This window comes from Occallatibacter sp. (genome assembly GCF_036502485.1).
Classification (GTDB): domain Bacteria; phylum Acidobacteriota; class Terriglobia; order Terriglobales; family Acidobacteriaceae; genus Telmatobacter.
On the sequence record NZ_DASXYM010000149.1, the window covers coordinates 16,170 to 37,423 of the forward strand.

The 21,254-nt window shown below is 61.3% G+C and carries 17 protein-coding genes; 3 read left to right on the forward strand and 14 right to left on the reverse strand.

Features of this window, described 5'->3' with window-relative positions; translation table 11 throughout:
• Positions 1-22: 22 nt before the first annotated feature.
• The 3 genes from VGL22_RS18955 to VGL22_RS18965 all read right to left on the reverse strand — a co-directional run bounded on the left by VGL22_RS18955 (position 23) and on the right by VGL22_RS18965 (position 2,457).
• Complete coding sequence (locus tag VGL22_RS18955) at positions 23-670, reverse strand: Crp/Fnr family transcriptional regulator (protein ID WP_465268521.1); 648 nt, start codon at positions 668-670, stop codon at positions 23-25.
• 200 nt (positions 671-870) lie between these two features.
• The gene (locus VGL22_RS18960; RefSeq protein WP_465268522.1) at positions 871-1,482 is read right to left on the reverse strand and encodes a Crp/Fnr family transcriptional regulator; all 612 of its coding nucleotides are present in this window, start codon (positions 1,480-1,482) and stop codon (positions 871-873) included.
• Positions 1,483-1,557: 75 nt separating this feature from the next.
• The gene (locus VGL22_RS18965) at positions 1,558-2,457 is read right to left on the reverse strand and encodes a universal stress protein (protein ID WP_465268523.1); all 900 of its coding nucleotides are present in this window, start codon (positions 2,455-2,457) and stop codon (positions 1,558-1,560) included.
• A 177-nt stretch (positions 2,458-2,634) separates the two neighbouring features.
• Between VGL22_RS18965 and VGL22_RS18970 the strand changes: the two genes are divergently transcribed.
• Entirely contained in the window at positions 2,635-3,549 is a 915-nt protein-coding gene (locus VGL22_RS18970; protein ID WP_465268524.1) for a glycoside hydrolase family 3 C-terminal domain-containing protein, read from the forward strand.
• Positions 3,550-3,956: 407 nt separating this feature from the next.
• Here the strand turns inward: VGL22_RS18970 and VGL22_RS18975 are convergent, their stop codons facing one another.
• Positions 3,957-4,796 carry a class I SAM-dependent methyltransferase gene (locus tag VGL22_RS18975; RefSeq protein ID WP_465268525.1) on the reverse strand — a complete coding sequence of 280 codons (840 nt, stop codon included), beginning with the start codon at positions 4,794-4,796 and terminating at the stop codon, positions 3,957-3,959.
• Between the two features lie 52 nt (positions 4,797-4,848).
• Between VGL22_RS18975 and VGL22_RS18980 the strand changes: the two genes are divergently transcribed.
• The gene (locus VGL22_RS18980) at positions 4,849-5,268 is read left to right on the forward strand and encodes an EamA family transporter (protein WP_465268526.1); all 420 of its coding nucleotides are present in this window, start codon (positions 4,849-4,851) and stop codon (positions 5,266-5,268) included.
• Between the two features lie 47 nt (positions 5,269-5,315).
• Here VGL22_RS18980 and phoU read toward each other — a convergent pair whose 3' ends face one another.
• A complete protein-coding gene (gene phoU / locus VGL22_RS18985; RefSeq protein ID WP_465268527.1) occupies positions 5,316-5,987 on the reverse strand; it encodes a phosphate signaling complex protein PhoU in 672 nt (223 codons plus the stop codon).
• Positions 5,988-6,120: 133 nt separating this feature from the next.
• Between phoU and VGL22_RS18990 the strand changes: the two genes are divergently transcribed.
• Entirely contained in the window at positions 6,121-6,741 is a 621-nt protein-coding gene (locus VGL22_RS18990) for a flavin reductase family protein (protein WP_465268528.1), read from the forward strand.
• A 4-nt stretch (positions 6,742-6,745) separates the two neighbouring features.
• Here VGL22_RS18990 and VGL22_RS18995 read toward each other — a convergent pair whose 3' ends face one another.
• From VGL22_RS18995 to VGL22_RS19035, 9 genes are all read right to left on the reverse strand, one after another.
• On the reverse strand, positions 6,746-10,168 hold the full coding sequence (locus VGL22_RS18995) for a GumC family protein (RefSeq protein ID WP_465268529.1): 3,423 nt from the start codon (positions 10,166-10,168) through the stop codon (positions 6,746-6,748).
• The gene (locus VGL22_RS19000) at positions 10,165-11,184 is read right to left on the reverse strand and encodes a polysaccharide biosynthesis/export family protein (RefSeq protein ID WP_465268530.1); all 1,020 of its coding nucleotides are present in this window, start codon (positions 11,182-11,184) and stop codon (positions 10,165-10,167) included. Before VGL22_RS19000 ends, VGL22_RS18995 begins: the two co-directional genes overlap by 4 nt.
• Positions 11,185-11,418: 234 nt before the next feature.
• The gene (locus tag VGL22_RS19005) at positions 11,419-13,251 is read right to left on the reverse strand and encodes a hypothetical protein (RefSeq protein WP_465268531.1); all 1,833 of its coding nucleotides are present in this window, start codon (positions 13,249-13,251) and stop codon (positions 11,419-11,421) included.
• Between the two features lie 35 nt (positions 13,252-13,286).
• Positions 13,287-14,486, reverse strand: a complete 1,200-nt coding sequence (locus VGL22_RS19010; protein ID WP_465268532.1) for a glycosyltransferase family 4 protein — start codon at positions 14,484-14,486, stop codon at positions 13,287-13,289.
• Positions 14,487-14,563: 77 nt separating this feature from the next.
• Entirely contained in the window at positions 14,564-16,147 is a 1,584-nt protein-coding gene (locus VGL22_RS19015) for a lipopolysaccharide biosynthesis protein (RefSeq protein WP_465268533.1), read from the reverse strand.
• 25 nt (positions 16,148-16,172) lie between these two features.
• The gene (locus tag VGL22_RS19020; RefSeq protein WP_465268534.1) at positions 16,173-17,558 is read right to left on the reverse strand and encodes an O-antigen ligase family protein; all 1,386 of its coding nucleotides are present in this window, start codon (positions 17,556-17,558) and stop codon (positions 16,173-16,175) included.
• 27 nt (positions 17,559-17,585) lie between these two features.
• The gene (locus VGL22_RS19025) at positions 17,586-18,506 is read right to left on the reverse strand and encodes a hypothetical protein (protein ID WP_465268535.1); all 921 of its coding nucleotides are present in this window, start codon (positions 18,504-18,506) and stop codon (positions 17,586-17,588) included.
• Positions 18,507-18,541: 35 nt separating this feature from the next.
• Positions 18,542-20,287, reverse strand: a complete 1,746-nt coding sequence (locus tag VGL22_RS19030) for a ChbG/HpnK family deacetylase (RefSeq protein WP_465268536.1) — start codon at positions 20,285-20,287, stop codon at positions 18,542-18,544.
• Positions 20,288-20,292: 5 nt separating this feature from the next.
• Positions 20,293-21,252, reverse strand: a complete 960-nt coding sequence (locus tag VGL22_RS19035; RefSeq protein WP_465268537.1) for a glycosyltransferase family 2 protein — start codon at positions 21,250-21,252, stop codon at positions 20,293-20,295.
• Between the last annotated feature and the right edge of the window lie 2 nt (positions 21,253-21,254).

Below are 21,254 nucleotides of genomic sequence, written 5' to 3' on the forward strand. Positions count from 1 at the left end.
TGATTTTTTGGTAGAAGTGTGATCAGGCCGTCAGGCGTTCGAGCTGATCCGGCTTTGTGATCGTCAGGCTGGCGCCGCGGATCTGGATCCACTGGTCGCGGCGGAACTGGTTCAGCAGCCGCGTGACCGTCTCCCGCGAGGTGCCCGCCATGTTGGCGATCTCCTCATGGGTCAACGCCATGGTGAAGCGGATCTCCGCGCGTCCATTGGAAGCCGCACGTCCCCAATCGAGCAGCAGCCGTGCCAGCCGCCCCGCAGCCGAGCCCGACAGCGCCAGTCGCTTGGCGTCATGAAACACTGTCATGTATTCGCCGGAGAGCGATTGGGCCGCGTTCATGCTCGCAATCCCGTGCCTGCCCAGAAAGTCGACGAACTCCTGCTTGCGCATGGTCTTCACCTGGCAGGGTTCAATAGCTTCCGCGGTCACTTCATAGGGAACGTTGGCAAGCACCGCGCTCAGTCCCATCATGTCCCCGGGACCGGCAATCTTGAGGATCATCGTTTTGCCGTCGCGCGATGTAGATGAGATCTTGACCTGGCCAAAGCAGATGATGAAAACGTTGCGTGCCTGATCACCTTCGTTGAAGAGCTTTGCGCCGCGCGCATGGCTCATCATGATCCCAATCCCATCGAAGTCGGTGAGTGCCTCCGGCGTGAGATTGCAGAACATGCGAAGGTGACGATGCTCACAATTCAAACAATCTTCCGGCGGGTGATGAGTGTGGAACGAAGCCATAAGTTTTCCGGTGACTGTCTGGAGTATATCTCAATTGAGATAAGTCGAGCGCGTTCTGGAGCATGAAACCTCGTGAAACGCAAGTCGAGTGTCGAACCTCACAGTTGCGCTGTAAGCGCCTCGAACCTCAACAGTTAATTCAGCTCAAGACGGCTGCGCCGGGTGCGCAGGCCGCGCGTGATGCTGCAAGCGTGGTAAGCACGCGACACCTCGCGCGCCAGTTCTTCCAGCAATTGCATGCGCAGCGGCGGATAACTGTCGAACGCCTTCTGTAATGCGTCCTGCGGAAACAGCAGAAGCGATCCTGTGCCCTGCGCCACCAGCGAATAGGTATGCTGCTTGTCTCCCAGCGCCGCCGCCAGTTCAACCAGGTCGCCGGGCCGCGCTCCCCCCAGGGTCACACGCGTGTCGAGCCGTTCCGTACGCCGTTGCAGCTGCCCCTGGATCACAAGGTACAGTCCGGCACACGCAGAACCCTGGCGGAAAATCACTTCGCCGAAGTCGAACGTAACCGTCTGCGCCGCAGCCGTCAACAGGGTGTTCGCAGCAGCAGGACACGCCAGCAGCTCCGAAACCGGGTGCGCTGCCACAGCCTGCAATTCCCTCGACTTCGCTTCAGCACGCATCAGTCCGTCTCCCTTGCCATGGACCCGCTCTTCTCCCCGGCCGTAGATTGCAGCCGCATTCCACCTGTCCGGAAGTCCCCGGTTCTTCTTGCCGCCGACTTCAAACGCGTCAGGTTTCATGGCGCAGCACCACTGCTGGTGTCAACATGCGGTCCCCAAAATACGGCCCTTGCCGCCGCAAGCCGGCATGATCCCCTAGCCGATTTCAACAGCCAGCGGCTCTGCCGGCTGCCTGGGCCCCGTCACTTCCGCCGCGGGAATGCACAACACCGGCGCACGCGAACTTGCCAGAAATGCAAACGCGGTCCCATGCGGACCAGGTGAGCCGCTCTTGCGCTTCACCGCGGTCACCAGAATGCTCGGCCCATACTGCAGCACAGTTCGCGGAATGGCATCTTCCGGCGGCCCGTCTTTCACGATGCACCGCACCGGAAACTCATCCGTCTCCACAATCCCGAAATCCGCCAGCGTCGTCGCTCCCGGATTCAGGAAGGCGCAAGCCTCAGCCGAAGTCCGCGCGTGCACCACCAGCAGCGTCCTTTTGAACTTGGCCGCCAGCGAGCGCGCAGCCTCAATCGCCCCGGCCGACACGTCGTTGTGATCAATTGCCAGCATCACCGGGCCGCCCGGCACCGGCCGGTTCTCGCCCGCGTTCCAGTCGGCAGCCACGGCCAACACCGGGCAGCACGACATGCGCACCACTTCTTCCGCAATCGCGCCCACCGCCAGTGGTCCGGCCCCGCTCTGCCCCCGCGTACCGATGACGATCAGTCCCGCGTCATATTGCGCCGCCACTTCCACCAGCATCTGCGCAACCGCGCACTGGCGCACTTCGGAGTGGCTGTGAATCCCTTCGCGAATCAGTTCAGCGGCCATCCCATCGAGCACGGTGCGGGCCCTTTCCGGCACCCGTCGCAGAATCTCGCCGGGCACCGCCTCCACCGCCGCATACTCCATGGGGTCCAGGCCATGCGCCAGGACAATGCGGGCTCCGTAGGCGCCAGCCAATTTGCGCGCGTATTCCAGCGCCGCCTCTGACCTGCCCTCCAGATCGGTAGCGACCACGATGGTCTTCATCTTCTCGGCAAAACTCATATCTGCCTCCCGCCCCACAGAACCCGATGCGCTACTCCTCGGCCATTGTTAACCGAGTGTGCGCGTCCGCTGCGATGGCGGGCAGTGACAGCATTCACCGCCCCCTGTGATCAAAATCACCTTTTCCATGCAAATTGTTCCCGTTGTGGGCCTTCGAGCCCTTAGCGGCCCGTCGGCGTGTGTACACTGCCGCCGGAATGCGTTAGGCTGGCGCGTTATGAAAATGCGCTCTCGCCTGCCGTCATCGCTTCGGTTGGCTACAGCGCCGGCACCGAGAGCGAAGGCGCCGACCGTACCTTCACGCTCCCCTGGGGCCAGGACGCGCTGCTTGAGGCCGTTATCGCCGCCAATCCGCACACCATCGGGGCCCTCACCGCGGGCGGCGCGGTTGACACCCGCCGCTGGCTCGACAAAGTGCCGGCTTTGGTGCACAACTTCTATCCGGGCCAGGAAGGCGGGACTGCAATCGCGGAGGTTCTGTTCGGCAAGCAAAATCCTGAAGGCCATCTGCCGGTGAGCTTCGACAAGACCTGGGAGGACAACCCGTCGTACCCGTACTACTACCCGATCAAGGGCGCTGATACGGTGCTGCACGTTCCTGCATCGGACCGCCCGGCGACCGACCTCGCCATCGGTCACGTCAAGTACGGCGACAAGCTGATGGTCGGATACCGCTACTGGACCACCAGCGGCAAGCACCCGCTGTTCCCATTCGGCTTCGGGCTTAGCTACACCACCTTCAGCTTCGCCAATCTCCAGGCGCCCTCGCTGGCGCAGCCAAACGTCTCCGACGTGAAGGTCGGCTTTGACGTGACCAATACGGGCACCGCCGCCGGGGCTGAGATAGCCCAGCTCTACGTCTCCGATCCGTCCACCAAAGCGCAGCGTCCGGAACGCGAACTGAAGGGATTCCAGAAAGTCCGCCTCAACCCCGGCGAGACGAAGCATGTCACCCTCAGCCTCGATTCCCGCGCCTTCAGCTACTGGGATGAAGCGGCCCACAAGTGGACCTTCGATCCCGGCAAGTTCGTCCTCCGCGTCGGCGACTCGAGCGAGGACACCCCCCTCTCCCACGACATCGACCTCAAATAGCCATCAACCTCCGGCAACTCCGGCCAGTGCCCTGCGCGACAGGCCGGAGTTCAGATCGAGGACTGGGCCCCACGCACCTGTGACGGCCAACACAGCGGGTTCCCGTGCTTTTGCGCCACAATGGCCGAATGCTGTACATCGGGAATTCCTGTGCCCGCACAAGATCCAGCTTCTCTCTCCGCCTCCTCAAAACTCAAATGTTGACCAGAAAATTACCGAATTACGTTAATTTTTTTCCACAGAGGGGCTTGACAAGAAATTCGAGCTTTCTCAATAAATGTGTAGGCTACAGCGACCTTGGCTTCCAAATGCTCTCCACATCAGACGTAATCTCTCACATAATGGAACGATTGAAAATATATATCAAAAATACGAAAACACGGATTGTTTACTACCTAGTTAATATGCTAAAGCCAGACTGCCGCCACCACTCCGATCCGAACAGGAGAGAGCTTCAGCCCGTCTGACCGATCGTTAAAGTACAGCTCGTTGAGCCCCTCGTGGTCCACCTGCTCCACCGCGCCAAACCCGGCGGACCGCAGCTCCGCCTCCATCTGCTCCGAAGTGAAGAAGAGCTGGAACGGCTCCCCCGCGGCAGCCACTCGCTCCGCCAGCCGGTCGAAGATGGCGCGTCGCTCCGCCGTCAGCGTCTCCGGAGGCACGCTGTAGTCGAACACCAGGCCCGTGCCCTTCGGCAGGCTGGCGATTCCCGCAAGCGTCGACCGGAACCCATCCTCCGTGAGGTACGGCACCACCCCCAGCCAGCTGAAGAAGGCGGGGACCGTCCGGTCGAACCCGCTCTCCCCCAGGCTCTCCAGCAGCGTCCTGTGTTCGAGATCGAGCGGCACGAAGCTGAGACTGGCAGGCGTATCGATACGCGCAGCGGCAAGCATCTCGCGCTTCCATTCCTGCGTGGCCGGGAAGTCCACCTCGAAGACCCGCAGCGCGGAAAAAGGATTGCGGTAAGCAAACGTGTCGAGCCCCGCGCCCAGCACAACGTACTGCCGCACCCCCGCCGCCACCGCCTCGGCCAGGCGATCTTCAGCAAACCGGCTGCGCGCCGCCAGATAAGCCCGGAAGTCACGGCCCACCTTGTGCGAAGCGCGCTCCAGATCGCGCGGGTAGTCCGCTCCGATCAGCCGAACCGCGATGGGATCATCGAGCACCGGCGGCGGATCCATCACCTGGTGCGCGGCGCGGCGGATAGCCACGCGTAATGCCGTTCGACTCGCCTTCCCATGTTGCATCTCATCGCAGGATAAAAGACGAGGCGCCGGCGGCGCTCTCGTACGATGAGATATGACCTGGATTGTGTGGGCGCTGCTCTCCGCGCTGTTTGCCGCCGCCACCGCCCTGCTGGCCAAGGTGGGCGTTGCGCATGTGGATTCCAACCTGGCCACAGCCGTCCGCACCACCGTTGTGGTCGTCTTCGCCTGGGGCATCGCTTTGGCCCTCGGCAAGCACGGTGAGCTGCGCAGCCTGGATCGGAGAACCCTGCTGTTCCTGACTCTCTCCGGCCTGGCGACCGGGCTCTCGTGGATCTGCTATTTTCGCGCCCTGCAGCTTGGTCCTGCCTCGCGGGTGGCGCCGCTGGACAAGCTCAGCGTGCCGCTTGTCATGGTCTTCGCATGGCTGCTTCTGGGCGAAAAACTCACCGCGCCCGCCATTCTCGGGGGCGTCATGATCACCGCGGGCGCAATTGTGATGGTGCTGGGCTAAGCAACCGCGGCGCCCTTGGTGAATCGCGCCGCGAGGCTGCCGTGAAACTAATCCATCGCCAGGCTGAGCTGATGGCGAACGTCCGCCCCGCGAATCCAGAAGATCACGTCGGTGGCGATGTTTGAAGCGTGGTCGGCAATGCGCTCCAGCGATCGCGCGACGAACAGGCCGTTCATGGCCTGCTGCGTGTGAGCTGGATCCTGCTGAATAAGGTCCAGGAGATCAGAGTGGGCGCGACGATTGATCCGGTCCACCTCATCGTCCATCTCGCGCACATGATCGGCCAAGCGCGCATCGCCCTCCAGCAAAGACTGAATCGCCGACCGGATCATGCGGGTGGTGCACTCGCCCATGGCGGCGAAGTCTACCGGGAGTTCCACGGTTTCTACCTGGATGGCGTCACGGGTGCGACGCGCGATGCCCAGCGACTGATCGCCAATACGCTCCAGGTCGCCATTGATTTTGATGACGGCCAGAATAAAGCGAAGGTCGATAGCCATCGGCTGTTCTTTGGCGAGGAGTTCGTAGGCCATCTCGTCCAGTTCGCGCTGGGCCGTGTTGATGGCCGTCTCGTTCTGACGAACGTACTGGCAGAGGCCCTGATCGCGTTGCAGATAAGCATCCACCGCCGACTCCACGGCCTGCTGCGCGAGCGCCGCCATGGCAAGAAGCTTGTCCTTCAGTTCGGCGAGTTGTTGCTGAAAATGGATGCGCGGCACGAGAAAGTCCCCTTCCTACTGATTCTGCATCATGCTATGTTACACGCCTGCAAAAATCAGCGCTCTGCACCACTTGTGTTAGACGCCGCGCCAATGCTCTAGCATTTAGAAGAGGAAGGAAATAGATTCCCCCATGCTGAGCATCGACCCCGCCAGCCATCCCTCGCGTCAGATCTACAAACTGATGACAGGCATCATCGTGCCCCGCCCCATAGCGCTCGTCTCCACAGTCGATGCGGCCGGGGCGCCCAACCTTGCGCCCTTCAGCTTCTTCTCCGGAGTGGGCTCCGTGCCGCCCACGCTGCTGTTCTGCCCTTCCCTCCACGCTAAAGATGTGGATCCCGCACTCCGCAAGGACACCCTTGCGAACGTGGAGGCCACCGGCGAGTTCGTCGTCAACGTCGTCGATGAAAGCATTGCGAGCGCAGCCAACATCACCGCCGCCGAAGTTGCGCCCGAGGTGGATGAATTCGCGCTGGCGGGACTCACGCCCATCGCCAGCGACTTGGTGCGCGCCCCGCGCGTAGCCGAGTCGCCGGCGCAGATGGAATGTAAGCTGCAGCAGGTCATCTACACCACCCGCCAGCCCGGCGGTGGCGTTATCGTCCTGGGCGAAATCGTGCGCTTTCACGTCCGCGAAAATCTCATCAATGACTTCCGCGTCGATCCCGATGGTCTCGATGCCGTGGGTCGCATGGCAGGGAATACGTGGGTACGTACGCGCGATCGACTCGATCTGACCCGTCCGAAGTAGCGCTTTAGTGACGCTTGCGATACTGGCCGCGCACCGAGGGTAGGGTCTCCACGTCGTCAGCAATCTCCCAACGGCTGACACGAGGCGACTTGCCTGGCCGCGAGGCGGGGCGCTCAGCTGGTTCAACAACAACCATGGGCGGAATGATCTCAGGCTTGGCGGTCACTTCTCTGACCCGACTGCCTGAAGCTGTCACGTCGCCGCTGGGCTGTGCGAACACCGCGCGTTCCACCGGCCGCGCAACGGATGGCTCCGCCGCGTGCTCAGCCATCTCCGGTTCCTGGTGTGTCTTGCGTATTTCCGCTTCCTTGTGCAGTTGCTTGATGCCAAGCGAAGTCATGAGGGTTCGCAAGCCACCCAATCTGGATGCCGCATTGTAAGCAGCCGCGTCGGGCTCGCCTTCCCTGGTTGCGAGTGCGAGTACCGGCTCCTCCGTGGGCGTGGGCTTCGCCGGGTACGCAACCGGAGCCTGCTGAATGTGCTGCGGTACCGGCGCGACGGGCGCGACCGGCTTCACTTCAGCAAACTCAGTCATGCGGGCCGCAGCAGAAGCAGCCAGATTCTCGAATCGTTTGGCGGGGCTCGCCGGCACCAATCCAGTTGCGGAAACGCGCCTTGCAGGAACTTCGACTACGGTCTCCTCCACAGGAGGACCGACCGGCTGACGCACGGCGGCCGCTGGAGGGGATGCAGGGATCGACCTTGCCTCAGCCGCGCGCTTGTAAGAAGGCGGAGCATCGGGCAGACGTGTTTCGGCTGGAGGCGTTTCGAGAGGCACCTCCTGGTAGGCCGGGTATGTACGCGCCGGCACGCGCCCGCGCAGCGGACGGGAGATGAGTTCCCGCGCGCGCACTCGAGCAGGAGAAGGCTCGGACTTCCTGGCTTCGACCACCGCGGCCATCTGCGCAACCGGCTCTAACGATGTACGCGCCAACTCCGGATTCGGGGCAGGAACAGCAGCCATTTCCGCCAATCTGCTGATGCCGGCACTCTCGTGTGCTTCTTCGCAAAGGGTGACGGGCTGCTCAACTGGCGTCTCCACCTTTGCAGCGGTTGCCGCCTCAGGCAAATCCGCAACCGCGGCAGGCGCCGCAGGTTGAGGTATCGGCGCGGCGGCGATTTTCTCGACGACATCCACTGAGACGGGGTGCGCAGGAACTTCGGGCAGCGCTTCCACCTGGACCGGAAGCGCTTCCGTTTCGGGCTGTTCCGAGACAATGCTCGACGGCAGTTCCACCTTCACTGGCAGAGCGGGCGCCGGAACGCTCTCGACGGGCGCGGGTGCGGCAACGGGCCGATCAGAGATCTGATCAGCGGTTCGGTCAGGGGTCCGAGCAGGCTTCCGGTCAGGCTTCCTGTCAAGCGGCCTCGCCTGCGCACGCAAATGGTCTTCTACCGCATGCACCGACTGAAGGAATGCAGGATTTGCGTTCTTCAGGGAGATTCGGTTCAGCACGAAGCCCACCGAGGATACCTCGAGCCGCTGCAGCGTCTGAGCTGCTTCGCGAAGCTGCGCCTTGGTGGTTACGCCTGACTGGATCACCACGATGGCCGAATCCACAAAGCGGGCCAGATACTCGGTCTCACCGGAAACAAGCAACGGAGCCGTGTCGGTGATCACGACGCTGTCTTCGTCCGCCTCATCATGCATCTGCCGCAGAAGGGCAGTCGAGCGCCGTCCCCGCGGAGCGTGAACCAGATCAGTGATGCCTCCAGCTGCCTCCCCGCCCTGTGGTGCCTGGGGAGCCCCGGCTGCATCCACCAAAACGGTTTGGCGCCCCATGGCCTCAAGCATGTTGCTCACGCGAGTGGAAACCGTACTGACGCCGGCGCCTGCGGCCACTCCGGTAAAAATGCAACTGGTCAGCAGCCCCTGCTGGTGAGCGTGTTCCACCGCGGCCGCCACGCGGAGCATGTACTCCTCCGCGACCCCTGCGCCCACCTGCTGCAGGTCCGGCAACTGCGCCATGGGGGCAAAGCCGAGTACCCGTTCCACATCCTGCGCGCTGTAAACCCGGTGATCCAAGTTGTGGGCCACCAGCGCCGCTCCGAAGGCCAGAACCAGCCCCGCGACAATCAGCATCAGGCCATTGCGCACAATCTTGGCGCGCGCAGCATGCAAGGGGGGCAGCGCAGCAGAAGCCAGATACACGGCGCCCGGCGAGTTGTTCTCAATGGTCAGGTTGCGGTATTGCTCATCCACCACCGCATAGCGGTTCTGCAGCCGCTGCACGTCGGAGCCAAGCTCATTCAAACGCTGCATGCGCGGAGCAGCCGTTCCGGCTGCGCTTGTGAGCTGGGCCAACTGCCCATTCAGCCGAGCCTCAACCGAGGCGGTGCGCTCCAGGTCATTCTTCAGCCTCTGCTGGATTTCCGACGCGGCCTTCCTCCGTAACTCGGTCGACATCGTCTCAAGCGAGGTGTTGATCTTCGCCAACTCCTCCGCGTCCTGCTTATACTGCGGATGGTTGGGCGTGAGATTGGACATCTGGGAAATGAGATCGGAACGACGTTTGTTGAGCGCCGTCTTCATGCTCACCAGCCCGGGGTCCGCCGACACCAGTTGCTCAGCCTCCGCATCGATCGGTCCTGACGACGCCTTGCCGCCACCGAGTGCGGTCAACTTGGCCGCTGCTTCATCGCTGGAGGTCCGAGCCTTCACCAGCTCGGCTCGCGTCTGGGTGATCTGGTCATCAATCGGATCCGGGCTGCCGCTCACCGCCGCTACCCCGAGTTTGCGGCTCAGCCCTTCCTGTTCAGATCGGTCGCCGGCCAGATCCTTGAGAATGCGCTCGCGCTCTTCGCGTAGTAATTCAATCCGCTGCGGATCCCCGGCGCGCTGTTCCCGTGTAGCGCTGTCTATGTAGCTCGACGCAACCGCATTCGCAATCAGCGCCGCCTCCTGCGCGCTGCCCGCCGTCGACTCGATCTGCACTTCGTAAGCCGTGCCCACCCGAGTCACTTCCACGGCGCTGCCCAGACGGTCGGCCGCGGCCTGCGCGCTCTCCTTCGATCCTTGCCAACCGGGAATGCGCTTGATTGCGCCCGACAGAACATCGGGACGGGTTACGTCATGAACTTGTTGCTGAATGTACGACTCATAAGTATTGGCGTCGTAGGGCCACTGCTGTCCCGGACCGCTCTCGATCACTTTGTGCGGCGAAGGCTGTACATACACCAGTGTTTGAGCCTTGTAGGTGCTCCAGCGCTTCGTCATGTAGCCGAGAGAAAGAACCAGCGCCGCGACGACAATGCCCACCGCCAGCTTGCGATGCATCTGCAGGCTGCGTTTGAAGTCCAGGTGGAAAAAGACTTCCTGGGGACCTGCTGCGGGCATGCGGCGAACCGTGTTGGCCGCGCTCTGCGGACCCGGCAGACCGGCGCGGAGGTCTTCAGTGAAATCAGGTTTTTCGCGGAGGCTTTTCATAGCGCTCCGTTGACGGCGGCCAGAGTCGCCAGGGTGGTTATCGGGCTCAGGCGCTCAAGGAAGTAAGTGGCGCGATAGAAGCCGCTCACCGGCACATAAATGATGTCGCCGGGATGAAGCGTGACCTCAAGCGACTTGGCGGGGTTGAGAAGGTCTTTGAACGCGATGCTGCGGGACGTTCCATTTTTGCTGTCGACGACCTGCACGTGCGGGCTGCCGCCGGCCTTCTCTGTGATTCCGCCGGCCATGGCCAGGATGCTGCTCAGGGTCGAGTTGCTGGCCAGTTCCACGGCGCCCGGATGGTTGACCTCACCCATCACGGAAACGAACCGATCGGACGGATCGGGCACGTAGACCACATCATCGCGCCGCAGCCGCAAATCCGCCAGGGGATTGCCGGAGTCAATGAGCTGCCGCAACTGCACCCACATCACCTGGTCGCTGCCCCGATAGATAGCGCACTGATCCGGGATTTGCGGCCGCTTCAGCGGCCCCACCAGCGGGAGACCGCCACGCGTGATTGCCTCAAGGAGTTTGGGGGCGCCTTCAAACACAACCGGCCCCGGATGGTCGACCGCGCCCAGCACCAGAACCCGGTTGGCCGTATACTTCGTCACGGTGACCAGCACACTCAGGTTTGAGTAATAGGCGCTGAGCGCTGTTTCAATCTTCTTCGCCGCGCCGCTGCGCGAGTCACCCGCCAGCATTACCTCGCCTGCCAGGGGGAGCGTGACACGCCCGTCAGGACCGACCACCAGTTTGGCCTGCAGTTCAGGGCGACCAGAGAAATCGACCTGGATTTCGTCGCCGCGGCCGAGTTGGTACTCCTCGTCAGCCGCCGGTTCAAACTTGCGGAGGGCCTCAATGGGATTGGGCTTCAACTGCGGATCCGGGCTCTCTGAGGCCTGAGCTGCGGACGCACCCGGCCGGGCAGGCCCTTGCGCCTGCATGGGGCAGGAACTCATCGCGACTGCAACGAGCACTCCGAGACACGACCTGAAGAGGATGCCTTTCATTCGTTCTTTGCTACCTGCACCCGCCCGCCATTCCCGGAAATCCCGCCCAACCCCGGGGTTCGAAATTATGCGCTGTTCCGGCGAAAAGAAGACCTCCGCTTGTCTCGCGGACTAATGGTTCTCACAAGAGTAAGGAACGATTGGAGAAAGCTGTATCCCACAAACGGGGCGCACGGGGGTACACCGGTTAGTAACCTCGGGTAATCAGTTGGGAATTTGGATTTCCTAAGTAGCCTACTTCCGTGTGCTCTTCGCACCGGCCGGATAACAACGCGCAGCACTAAAGGTCAGCGGACTGCCTGCGCCGCCGTCAGATCCGCCCATGATCTTCTGATAGCAGGTTTCGGCCGGAATCCCGAACGCGTGCCCGCGCGGTCCTGGGCCGCCGGTCACGTCAGGGCCGATGGCTGGAAAAGGCAGATCGCCCCACCACGCCGGCTTGGTTGACAGGTAAAAAGAGGCCGGAAGCGCGTGGGAAATACCCGGAAGCCATGAAACTGCGCCTCCTATATTGTTGTAATTGCCATGAATCCGGTCGGTTGCCGAGTTCTTTGCCGCGTGGCATGGCGGGATGCCGCCGCCGCAACCGTCGCCAGTTCCGTCATCATTGGCGCTTCCGTAACCGAATGTCAGTCCGACAGCCGTCTCATACGCCCGTTTTTGCGGGTATTCAAGCATTGGCGTCTGCAGAACGGCCGCAGATTTCCTTTTGAGCGTCTGCATCTGCGCACTGCCGATCACGTTTCCAATCAGATTGTTGCGGGTGCTGAGGTACGAAAGCTGGACGGCCCGGGCCGCCTGGAAGCCATAATGTCCATCCGGCGCCGTGCAGTCGACGGCCCCTCGGCCCAGCAACGGTGTGCACACGCGGTTTGTACCAATCACCCAGTTTCGGAACGCCGTCGTGTTGCTGGAGCTGCCCCAGACCGAGTCCTCATAGATTTCGGTGAGCATGTTTCCTTCGAGCAGGTTGAACTGGGGATGCGCTCCGTGAGAATTCACTCCGCCGATCACCACATTAGGGGCGTCGCTGTCGAACTCGCCCGTCGTGTAGTTGTAGGCGATCACGTTTCCGGCCGCACCCCACTGCGGCATCACCGCCGTATGCGTGCGCTCAATGATGTTGTTTTCAAACAGAGAGGCGCTGGTCTTCAACCCAAGCTCAATGTCCGAACCGTGGGCGCCGGGCACATGCTCGCAGGCGTTGGAGAAGTAGCTGTCGCGGACTTCGTCACGATACCCCCACCATAGAGTGACGTGGTCGCCATCGGCGTAATTTGACTCCACTCCGCGCACCCAGCACCACGCGCACATGTCGAGGAGGAAATTAGTACCGTAGCCGGAATTGTTGGCGCGCACCTGCAGGTCTTCGACGCCGGCGTATCTTGCTGCCATCTGGAACGGCATCGCGGCCGGCTCATGCCTATAGGCCGAATACAAAGCCGGCGCAATCGTTACCTTGTTCCCATTGACCGCTGTGACGGCGACAATCTGCCCGCGGGCCATGCTGCCATCCCTGGTCCAGCCCCCGTCGCACCAGTTGCAATTGCCGCCGCTACCGGCTGAGGCCACATAAGCCGGATCGTTACGCTCGGTAATCGCCAGGAAGGTTCCCGCGAGGATTCCTTCCGCCGAACCCAGCTCTATCTGCGTGGACCCCGCCGTTGCGCCTCCCCGGATCACGCGTGGCCTGAAAGGCACATCGCCCCTGCCCATTGCCACGACGGCGTCGCCCGAACCTGTGGCGTTGAGGATGGTCTGGTCCGCACCGGCTCCGCGAAGGGTGACGTTGGACGGTACACGGATAGTTCCGGAAATGGCAAAGGTTCCAGCGTTCAACAGAACCGCCTGGCCCGCAGGACAGGCAGTCAACGCAGCGTTGATCTGTTCAACGGTACTTTCGGGCTTCAGGGTGGCGCAGGTCACGGGACGAACTGGGATTGCTCCCACACCGGCAGTGGTCCAGTCGATTCCGCGGTCCGGCGAGAGAAAGGGCTGCCACGTCTGCGCCTGCGCAGCCATGCAGGCAAACATGGAACACGCCGTCATTCTGATTAGCGCTTTCATATCGATCCATTCTCGAACTGCAGCAGAAACAAAACCTATCGCACACCCGCAAGTACAGCGGGCGCGGTCTGACTCACCAGCCGGTCCACCAGCGCGAAATACTCTTCCTGCTTCACGGCCCAGTTGTTCTTTACGATAAAGGCAGCGCTTCTCGAGCGCAGATCGTCTACCTGCTGGCTCTGGTTCATGAGGCCCAGGATCTTTCCGGCCATATCAGCGGCATTGCCGGAATCAAAAAACTCCACCAAGCCGGCACCAAAATAGAACTCGTCAATGCGCGTGCGCGACGCCAGCACGGGCACACCCATCGCCATGAACTCCATGATTTTGGTGCTGAATGCGATGTCGCCGAAGCCTTCCTTCCGCTTTGGAACCACGCCAAGATCGATGGTAGTCATAATATCGGCGACCTTTTCCAGCGGGATTAGCCCGGTAAGCGAAACGCGGTCCTCAAGTTCCCGCTCGACGATGAGTTTTTTCAGGTTGTCGCGCTCCGGTCCATCGCCGATGATCAGGAACTTCAACTTCGGCGCCTGGTCGCGCAGCAACCCAACAGCTTCCACGGCGATATCTACACCTTGGTGGCGGCTGAGGGTGCCCGGATAGCAGATCACGAAGTCATCGCCCGTGCGTACCCGCGGCGCCGTGCGCGCGAAGATGCGCGTGTCCGGATAATTGAGGATGACGGTGCACTTGTCAGGCAGCACGGAGCGGCGCTTCAGAACCGTCTCCTCCACCAGATGGTTCACCACGATGACATGATCCACAAACGCGATTGAAAGCTTCTCAATCAGCGCCAGCAGGCGAAACACAACTGAGCGCTCCCCTATACGGAATTTGCTGGCGTAGAACTCCGGCACCACTTCGTGCATGTCGTGAATCACGCGTGCTCCGCGCATGCGCTGGAAGACGGTCGCGAACACCTCGAAGTCGGGCAGGTTGTGGACGTGAATCAAATCGTACGGCTGGCGAAACGCCCGCTTGAAGAGGAACCAGGCCGAACGGAAGAAGAAGAGAAGAATCTTGAGCAGATAACTGAACGGCCCCTTTTCGTCGCGCACCCGGCTCTGAACCCGGAACACCCGCACGCCGTTGATCACCTGAACGGGGGGCTGGCCCGCGTGGCCCACGGCAATCGCATCCACCTGGTCACCACGCCGGGCCAGTGCCTCGGCATAGCGCCGCACGCGATTGTCGGCGTCGTAGAACGAGTAGGCGAGCATGCATACTCTCATTACCGAAGTTCCCTCAAGAGGCGACGCAAGGTGCAATTCTCCTGTTACCAAAGAAGAACAGACTTAGGAGCAGTGGCCTATTCCACTGACGGGACAGCGTGTGCCTCTTCAGTGCTATGAGCCGCCACCGGCGTCGCGCGACGGTGGCCCCGCAGTTCGCCCATCAGGGACATCATGGTCCTCAGCGGTGCGGGCCCGCGATGGAGAATGAGCACGGCGAGGATGTAAAGAAGGACGAACAACACCGTCACGCACGTAATGCGCAGCGCCGCCCCGCCGGTGCCTTCCCAAGCTCGAACCCATTGATTGTGTATCAGCAGAGCATAAGTCGCTGCGCTCGCTACGATTGATGCCACTGTATAGCGCCAGATGGAGCGAATGACCGGCATCACCCCGAAGCCGATGGGCCTGCCCGCATACCAGATGCCAGGCAGCGTCAGGACCCAGAACGACACGCTCCACGCAACCGCAACTCCTTGGGGCCCCCAGGGCAGTCCGGCAAGAAACATAGCGCAGGTGACGACCCACTCGACGACGCCCCACTTGAGCCAGCGGTCTGCGTGCCCCAGCGAAACATGGATCCACCCGTGAACGCCGTAAACCATCATGATCCCAATGGCAGGCGCAAAGAAGGTGAAGATCCAGCCGGCCGTACCCCAGTTCGGTCCCAGCAGCACGCGAATGATGTCTTTGCCGACCAGCGTAAAGTCGCCGGCAATCCCCATACCCACGAACGCCAGCATCCCCATGGCGCCCAGCAGATAACGGGTCCACTGCGCGCGATCTTCACGCACCCGGCTCAAAGCCGAGACGGCCACATTGGCGTTCGCTGAGACCAGTTGCGTCATCGACAGGGCAAAAAGGTCGTAAGCCTTCTTGTAGAACCCCAGCGGATTAGCGCCGAAGCGCCACCCCACCAGAAGATTGTCGAAGTTGCGGACGAAGTAGTTGATGCTGTAGCGAACGCTGATGTGGCGTGCGAAGTTCAGCGTGTCGCGCGTCTGTGCAGCGGTGGGCCGGCCGGGCATCCAGGGACAAAGGATCCACACGCCAATGGCCGTGCTGAGCGACATGGCGAGTTGCCCAGCGACCAGAGCCCAGTAGCCCCACCCTGCCATGCCCAGAACGATGGAGGTGACGACGCCTGCCGCGCGGGCTATGATGTCGTTCATCGCCAGCATGGGAAACCGCATCGCCCGACGCAGGAGAGCTGCGTGCACGGTGGGCCCAACAGTGAGCAGGATTTGGCCGGATAAGGCCCAGGTGATGCGGGTGACGGTCTGCTCGTCGTAAAACCGCGCAATGAGCGGCGCCGCCAAAACGAACCCTCCGGTGAGCGCCAGCGCGATTGCAATGCTGATCCAAAAGAGATTGTTCGCGAGTGACTCGGTTATGTCGCTACGCTGCAGAATCGCATCGATGAAGCCGTTGTTGGGAGCATTCGCGAGCAGCATCGCAAATGTGAGGACCATGGCCACCAAACCGAAGTCGCGCGGAGCCAGAATGCGCCCCAGCACCACAGTGGCCGCCACCTGGATGGCCAGAGACATGATGCCGGAGAAAACATTCATGCCCGCGCCACGCACTGCCAGGGAGCGCAGCGCTGTGCCCCCGCCCGGAACTGACGGCGCAAATGCGCCAGTGGCGTCAAACGGCTTCAATATTTCCTCACAAACAAACGGGCGACTAGCCCAGGATTCGAACCTCTTTTGCGCGTCGAGTTCCCTGCAATGTAGAAGGTGCGTTTACCCTGGTCTCGACGGCAGGAGCGATTGGCATAGCCGTTATGGCGAGCAAAAAGCCGAACCAATCCGGGCTGAGCATGCGGAACCCAGCTTCAGTGAAGGCATACACCACCGCAGCGGTAAGTAGGGTGACTCGCAGCCTGCCCGCTTGCGGATCTCGGCGAAAAAGTGACACGCCATTGAAGTATCCGGTCACGATCAGCGTGCCCAGCAGGGCCACCCCCAACCACCCGAGATTGAGGTAGAGCTCAAGATAACCATCATGGGCCTGCTGAATTCCCCGCTGGCTCATGGACCAGACGGACTCCATGCGGTTGCCCATCCAGAAGCTTTCAAATCCTGCTCCGATGAGCGGATTGATCGGCTGTGCGAGAACTGCTTTCCAGATCATGGTGCGGCCGGTGAGCGTCGGATTGCGCCCGAGTTCCTCAAGGATGCCGGCGCCAGAGCTAAGAAAGAGCGCAAAACCCGCCGCTCCGATCGCGGCCAGGACCGCTCCTACGAGGGCCGGCGGCCGGCGCTGCACCCAAATGAGCCACGATGCTGCCATTACCCCGCCGGCCAGCATCAACGATGAAAATGACGTCATGGAGTCAGCCCGGATAACAAGCGCCACAGCCAGAACCAGAGCGATCCCTTGCGCAATCAGATGCCGCGCCCGGTTTGCCATGCGTCGATCCTGGTGGGCGCCAATGAACGACCAGAGCGCGCCCAAGCCGCACGCCATGCACGTCACGCCCAGCAGGTTCTTGAAGGTTGTTACACCGGTGTACATGGTGACGTGTTCAGTCGGGTCGTAAGTAGTCCCAAGTTCCGGATATGCGTAGATGAACAGCACCGACATCGGCAGCAGCACGAAACCTATGCGCGTGTAAAGCCGGCTGATCGCGTACTCCGGGTCCGGATCCGTAACGATCAGCAGAACCATTACCATCTCGCCGGCAGCCTTGAACCATCGCTTGAACCCGACCATTGGATCGTCGGACCACATCAGGCTCAGCGCGCAATAGAAAAAGAACAGAATTACTGGCAGATTCACCTGCAGAAACTGCTTTACGCGCGGCGCCCGGCGGTTGAGAACCCACAGCCCGGCCAGGATCAGCGCTCCGTAGGCGGCAGCGTCGATCGGGCTGCTCTCGGTGTACCGGTTCATGAAGTCGGAACCGCGGTCCGGCTGCAACCAGAAAGAAACCGGCCGCGAGCAGATGATGCCGAACCAGATGATGGGAATCCATAACGCCCACGAAACGCGTTTCTCCTCGTGCCGGTCCATGCGGAATAGCCAGTAGATGAACGCGACAGTGATGGCGGTGGCGATGTACTTCATGCTGGGTCGGGAGGTGCTTTCTGCAGTCTACGGTTGAGCGCCGGTGTTGGCCGGCAGCGACGAGCTTTTAGGGGCGTGCCATTTCTTCTTCAGTTCTCTGAGCCGTTCGGCAACAGGTTCAGGGATTCTGTCACGCAGCCGGTTGTGAAGTCCGAGACGCAATGCGGCATGTCCCCAAAGCGTGAGCGGAACGTAGTACCGGGGGACGTCCACACGCCGGAAGCCGCAGTTCGTCTTGAAGTCGCTGATGCCGTCGCGCTCGCGCTTGCCGTGGACAAACCGGAAGTAGACAAGATTAGGGATGCCGCGCGCGGCGCACACGCGGACGGCCTCTGCGATGAGCGCATTGTTGGGAGCCTTGTCCCGCTGGTTGATCAGCGAGAGGATGTTCATCATACCGGCCTGCGTCTTCTGCTCGTCCATGACCAGTTTGATGAACCCGATGAGTTCATCTCCCAGATACGCGCCGAGGAATATCGAGTGTTCGAGGAATGTCGCTTCCTCGCGATATATGGTTTCGAAGTCTTTGCCGAAGTGCGGAAACGGTCTGCCTTGGCGGATACGCGTTTCGTTGTAGATCTTTTGGATGCCGCGGACCAACTCGTCGTTGAAGGGCGCTTCGCGCAGAACTACACCCTTCTTCTCCGCCAGCCTCATCTGATTTCGCGCTTTGCTGTCGAGTTGCTTAGTCCACCAGTGTTCGAAGCTGGACACGGGAATGAGGGCCAGATTATCCCACTCCATGTGGTACTTGAAGCTTGGAGCGGGATCAGCGGCGCCTTGGATAAAGGTGAAGAGATCAGGCCCATTGGGCAAGCCGCGAAGGGCTGCGATCACCCGCTCTGGATCGGACAGAAAATGGTAAAACTCCGCCTCCAGCTTCGCCGTGCGCAACCGGCGCCCAAGGATTCGTATATCGCTGCCCGCGACCTCAATCAACTGCTTCATCAAATCCCGACCATTCCCATAAGAAGTCTGTGCCCCTACTCGCTCACGTACTCGTCGTGAAAGGGCCTGATCTTAACCAATGAAAGCAGCTTGCCCGCGTGATCACAGAGCTTCACCAGCAGAGTCATGAACCGGTGCTGGCCTGCGGCGAGCGCAATCGGTAGGGCCAGCGTGTAGAAAGGCACCGCCACAAGAGACTTGACGACGCTTTTTGCATTACAGTCCGCGCGCAGCGCGGCATGAGACCCGTGCAGCAGCGCCTTGCGAACGAAGTACATACGCTTCCATCGCGCCGGCGGTAGCTCTTCCCAGACCACCGCGTCGGAAGACCAGACGAACTTGCTCCCATCCTCGATTTTGCGGCGAAAAAAATCCTGGTCCTCTCCAGCCGCCAGCTCGATCCGGAAGGGGGCTTCCTCGCCGGCGAACACATTCGCCTTTACCAGTGCGTTCCCGGTACGCGCACCGCGCCATGCTACCGGCAAGCCGGTAGGGTGCACGGCGCGATCGTACAGGGTGCTCCGTTTGAGCCACCTCGGCGCGTCGTCGTCCAAATAGCGCTTTACCGGTCCCAGCACACCGTCAACCTGGTATTGCGCACACGTCTCGAGGAGGCGTACGAGCCAATCCTGCTCGGGAAACTCGTCATCGTCGATGAGCGCGAAGTAGTCTCCGTCGGCGTTCGCCATGACGCGATTGCGCGCCGCCGCGATTCCCTGTTGCGGCTCTACGCAGTACTTCACCGGCACGTGCATGGTTCGCTGCGCCTGTTTGACCACCGTTTCGGCCGATCGCGCCTGATCGTTATCCGCCACCACAACTGAGAACGTGAATGCGTTTTTCGTGTTCTGCCGGTCTATGGCACGCAGCAGCCGTTCTAATTCCCGCGGTCGCTTATAGGTGCAGATGCACACGGCGATGTGCGGGGTCTTCTCTTGATCGACCTTGAGTTCCACGAACGCCTGCGCGGGCATTGCGTCCTCGCTGCGCAGCCGATAGCCGCGCGTGACGTCGACCTGAAATCCCAGGCGCCCGAGTCCGTCACTCATCAAGAACTGGTACTCTGCATCCCGTTCCGGGTGGCATTCAATCTCAACGTCTGCATGTAGCGCGAGTTGCAGGATCCGGCGTAGACGCTCATCCGCAGTCGGCGCAAGGTCAAAGAAGTAATCGGTGATACGGTGCCGTTGTCCGAGTTGGCGATCCTGCAAAGCGCGGACCTTTCGGTTCAGCCAGCTCTTCTCTCCACGCGCAAAAGAGAAATTGCGCCGCACCGTGCTTCCCGCTGGCAGCAGTTTCTGACCGCGCACATTTGCGCATAAATGGATGTGATGGTGCCCGTCGATGTGACGCGGCCTCCGTCCATAGAGGCGCTCGAACTCCGCCAGTTGTGCGTTTACCACATACTCAAACGAAGGCGCCAGCAAAGAATTCGGAAGCAGCATGCCGCGGCGTCCTCTGCGTAGGAAGGCCACGAGCTTCTGATGATGCGCGTGAAGGGTGGCGGGGACCTGTGCACCACTGAACGGCTCCGTCAGGTTAAGGTGCAGACCGGCATCCACGCTATGTGCATGCGCCAGGCTGGCTGCCCGTTCTGAGTCTTCCATGAAGACCATCGCGCTGGCCGAGGAGATGGACCCGGCGCGAACGCAATCAAGTATGCGATCTGTCGCAACGCGCCGCAAACCCCAGTCATCTGCATTCACGATGACCTGTGCGCACGGTTTCACTATGACCGCGGCCATGGTGGTGTGAGCCGGATTGTGGGCATTCGCCTCCATGCACTTCACCCTGCGGTTTGCGCGCTGTGACGCGGTCGCTCGCCTGCGCTTGTCTCACGATTGGAGCCTGTGTTGCCCTGGAGGAATTTCCAAAGATGTGCCCTCTGCTCCTTGCGCCGAAAGGCCCTCAGTTCCGCCGGCACCGGGCGATGCACACCTGAGCACGCCGCCCAGATGTAGCCGGCAAGAATCGCGACTCCCCGCAGCACATAAGGCCGCTTGGTCGTCTGGTACACTCCTCGACAAAGTTCCCAAAGCGCGCCGTTCCCGATCATCCAGTCACGTTTGCCAAGAATAAATCGCGATTGGATGGGACTATTTTCCGCTGTTCCAATCACGCGGTGATGGAACGCGATCCTCTCCGAAAACGAGTGCGTCTTCCATCCCTTGCTGCGCGCCGTCAGCGTGGCAATCGTATCGATGGCGCCCCCTTTCGACAGCGCATAGCCGCCGATCTGTTCCCAGCACGTCCGTCGAAATACCTGGCATGCGCCGGAGACGTGAGTAGTGCTCACGAACCGGTAGTCATACGTCTCATTGGACGTGTCTCTGTACGGAGTACCGACAATCCCCAGCCGTCGATCCGATGCGAGCTCGCCCAGGAGATACTCGAAATGATCCGGCTCAAATGTCATGTCAGCATCGGTGCAGGCGATCACCTCATAGGGCGTTCCCTGCATGCGCTGCACGCCCGCGCGGACCGCAAGCGCCTTGCCCGCGAAGTGCCGCTCAGCGCGCTCCGGCATGCGCAGCAGTTCAATCCACCGGTGCCGCGCAGAATACCGGCCCACAACTTCATCCGTGCCGTCTGTGGACCCATCGCTCACAATGACCCACTTCAAGGGCCTCACTGTTTGGGCAACGAGAGAACGGATGGTGGACTCGATGAATTGCGCCTCGTTACGCGCCGCAGTTACCAGCACGTACTCCGGTAGAGCGGGAGCGGTGTACGTAGCATTCGGCATCG

Bases quoted from the DNA above. Each gene is read 5' to 3' on its own strand.
- VGL22_RS19030 (WP_465268536.1), bottom strand. From the start codon at position 20,287: ATGGAGGCGAATGCCCACAATCCGGCTCACACCACCATGGCCGCGGTC.
- VGL22_RS19035 (WP_465268537.1), bottom strand. From the start codon at position 21,252: ATGCCGAATGCTACGTACACCGCTCCCGCTCTACCGGAGTACGTGCTG.
- VGL22_RS18995 (WP_465268529.1), bottom strand. From the start codon at position 10,168: ATGAAAAGCCTCCGCGAAAAACCTGATTTCACTGAAGACCTCCGCGCC.
- VGL22_RS19025 (WP_465268535.1), bottom strand. From the start codon at position 18,506: ATGAAGCAGTTGATTGAGGTCGCGGGCAGCGATATACGAATCCTTGGG.
- VGL22_RS18990 (WP_465268528.1), top strand. From the start codon at position 6,121: ATGCTGAGCATCGACCCCGCCAGCCATCCCTCGCGTCAGATCTACAAA.
- VGL22_RS18960 (WP_465268522.1), bottom strand. From the start codon at position 1,482: ATGAAACCTGACGCGTTTGAAGTCGGCGGCAAGAAGAACCGGGGACTT.
- VGL22_RS19020 (WP_465268534.1), bottom strand. From the start codon at position 17,558: ATGAAGTACATCGCCACCGCCATCACTGTCGCGTTCATCTACTGGCTA.
- VGL22_RS18975 (WP_465268525.1), bottom strand. From the start codon at position 4,796: ATGCAACATGGGAAGGCGAGTCGAACGGCATTACGCGTGGCTATCCGC.
- VGL22_RS18980 (WP_465268526.1), top strand. From the start codon at position 4,849: ATGACCTGGATTGTGTGGGCGCTGCTCTCCGCGCTGTTTGCCGCCGCC.
- VGL22_RS19010 (WP_465268532.1), bottom strand. From the start codon at position 14,486: ATGAGAGTATGCATGCTCGCCTACTCGTTCTACGACGCCGACAATCGC.
- VGL22_RS18955 (WP_465268521.1), bottom strand. From the start codon at position 670: ATGTTCTGCAATCTCACGCCGGAGGCACTCACCGACTTCGATGGGATT.
- VGL22_RS19000 (WP_465268530.1), bottom strand. From the start codon at position 11,184: ATGAAAGGCATCCTCTTCAGGTCGTGTCTCGGAGTGCTCGTTGCAGTC.
- VGL22_RS18965 (WP_465268523.1), bottom strand. From the start codon at position 2,457: ATGAGTTTTGCCGAGAAGATGAAGACCATCGTGGTCGCTACCGATCTG.
- VGL22_RS19005 (WP_465268531.1), bottom strand. From the start codon at position 13,251: ATGAAAGCGCTAATCAGAATGACGGCGTGTTCCATGTTTGCCTGCATG.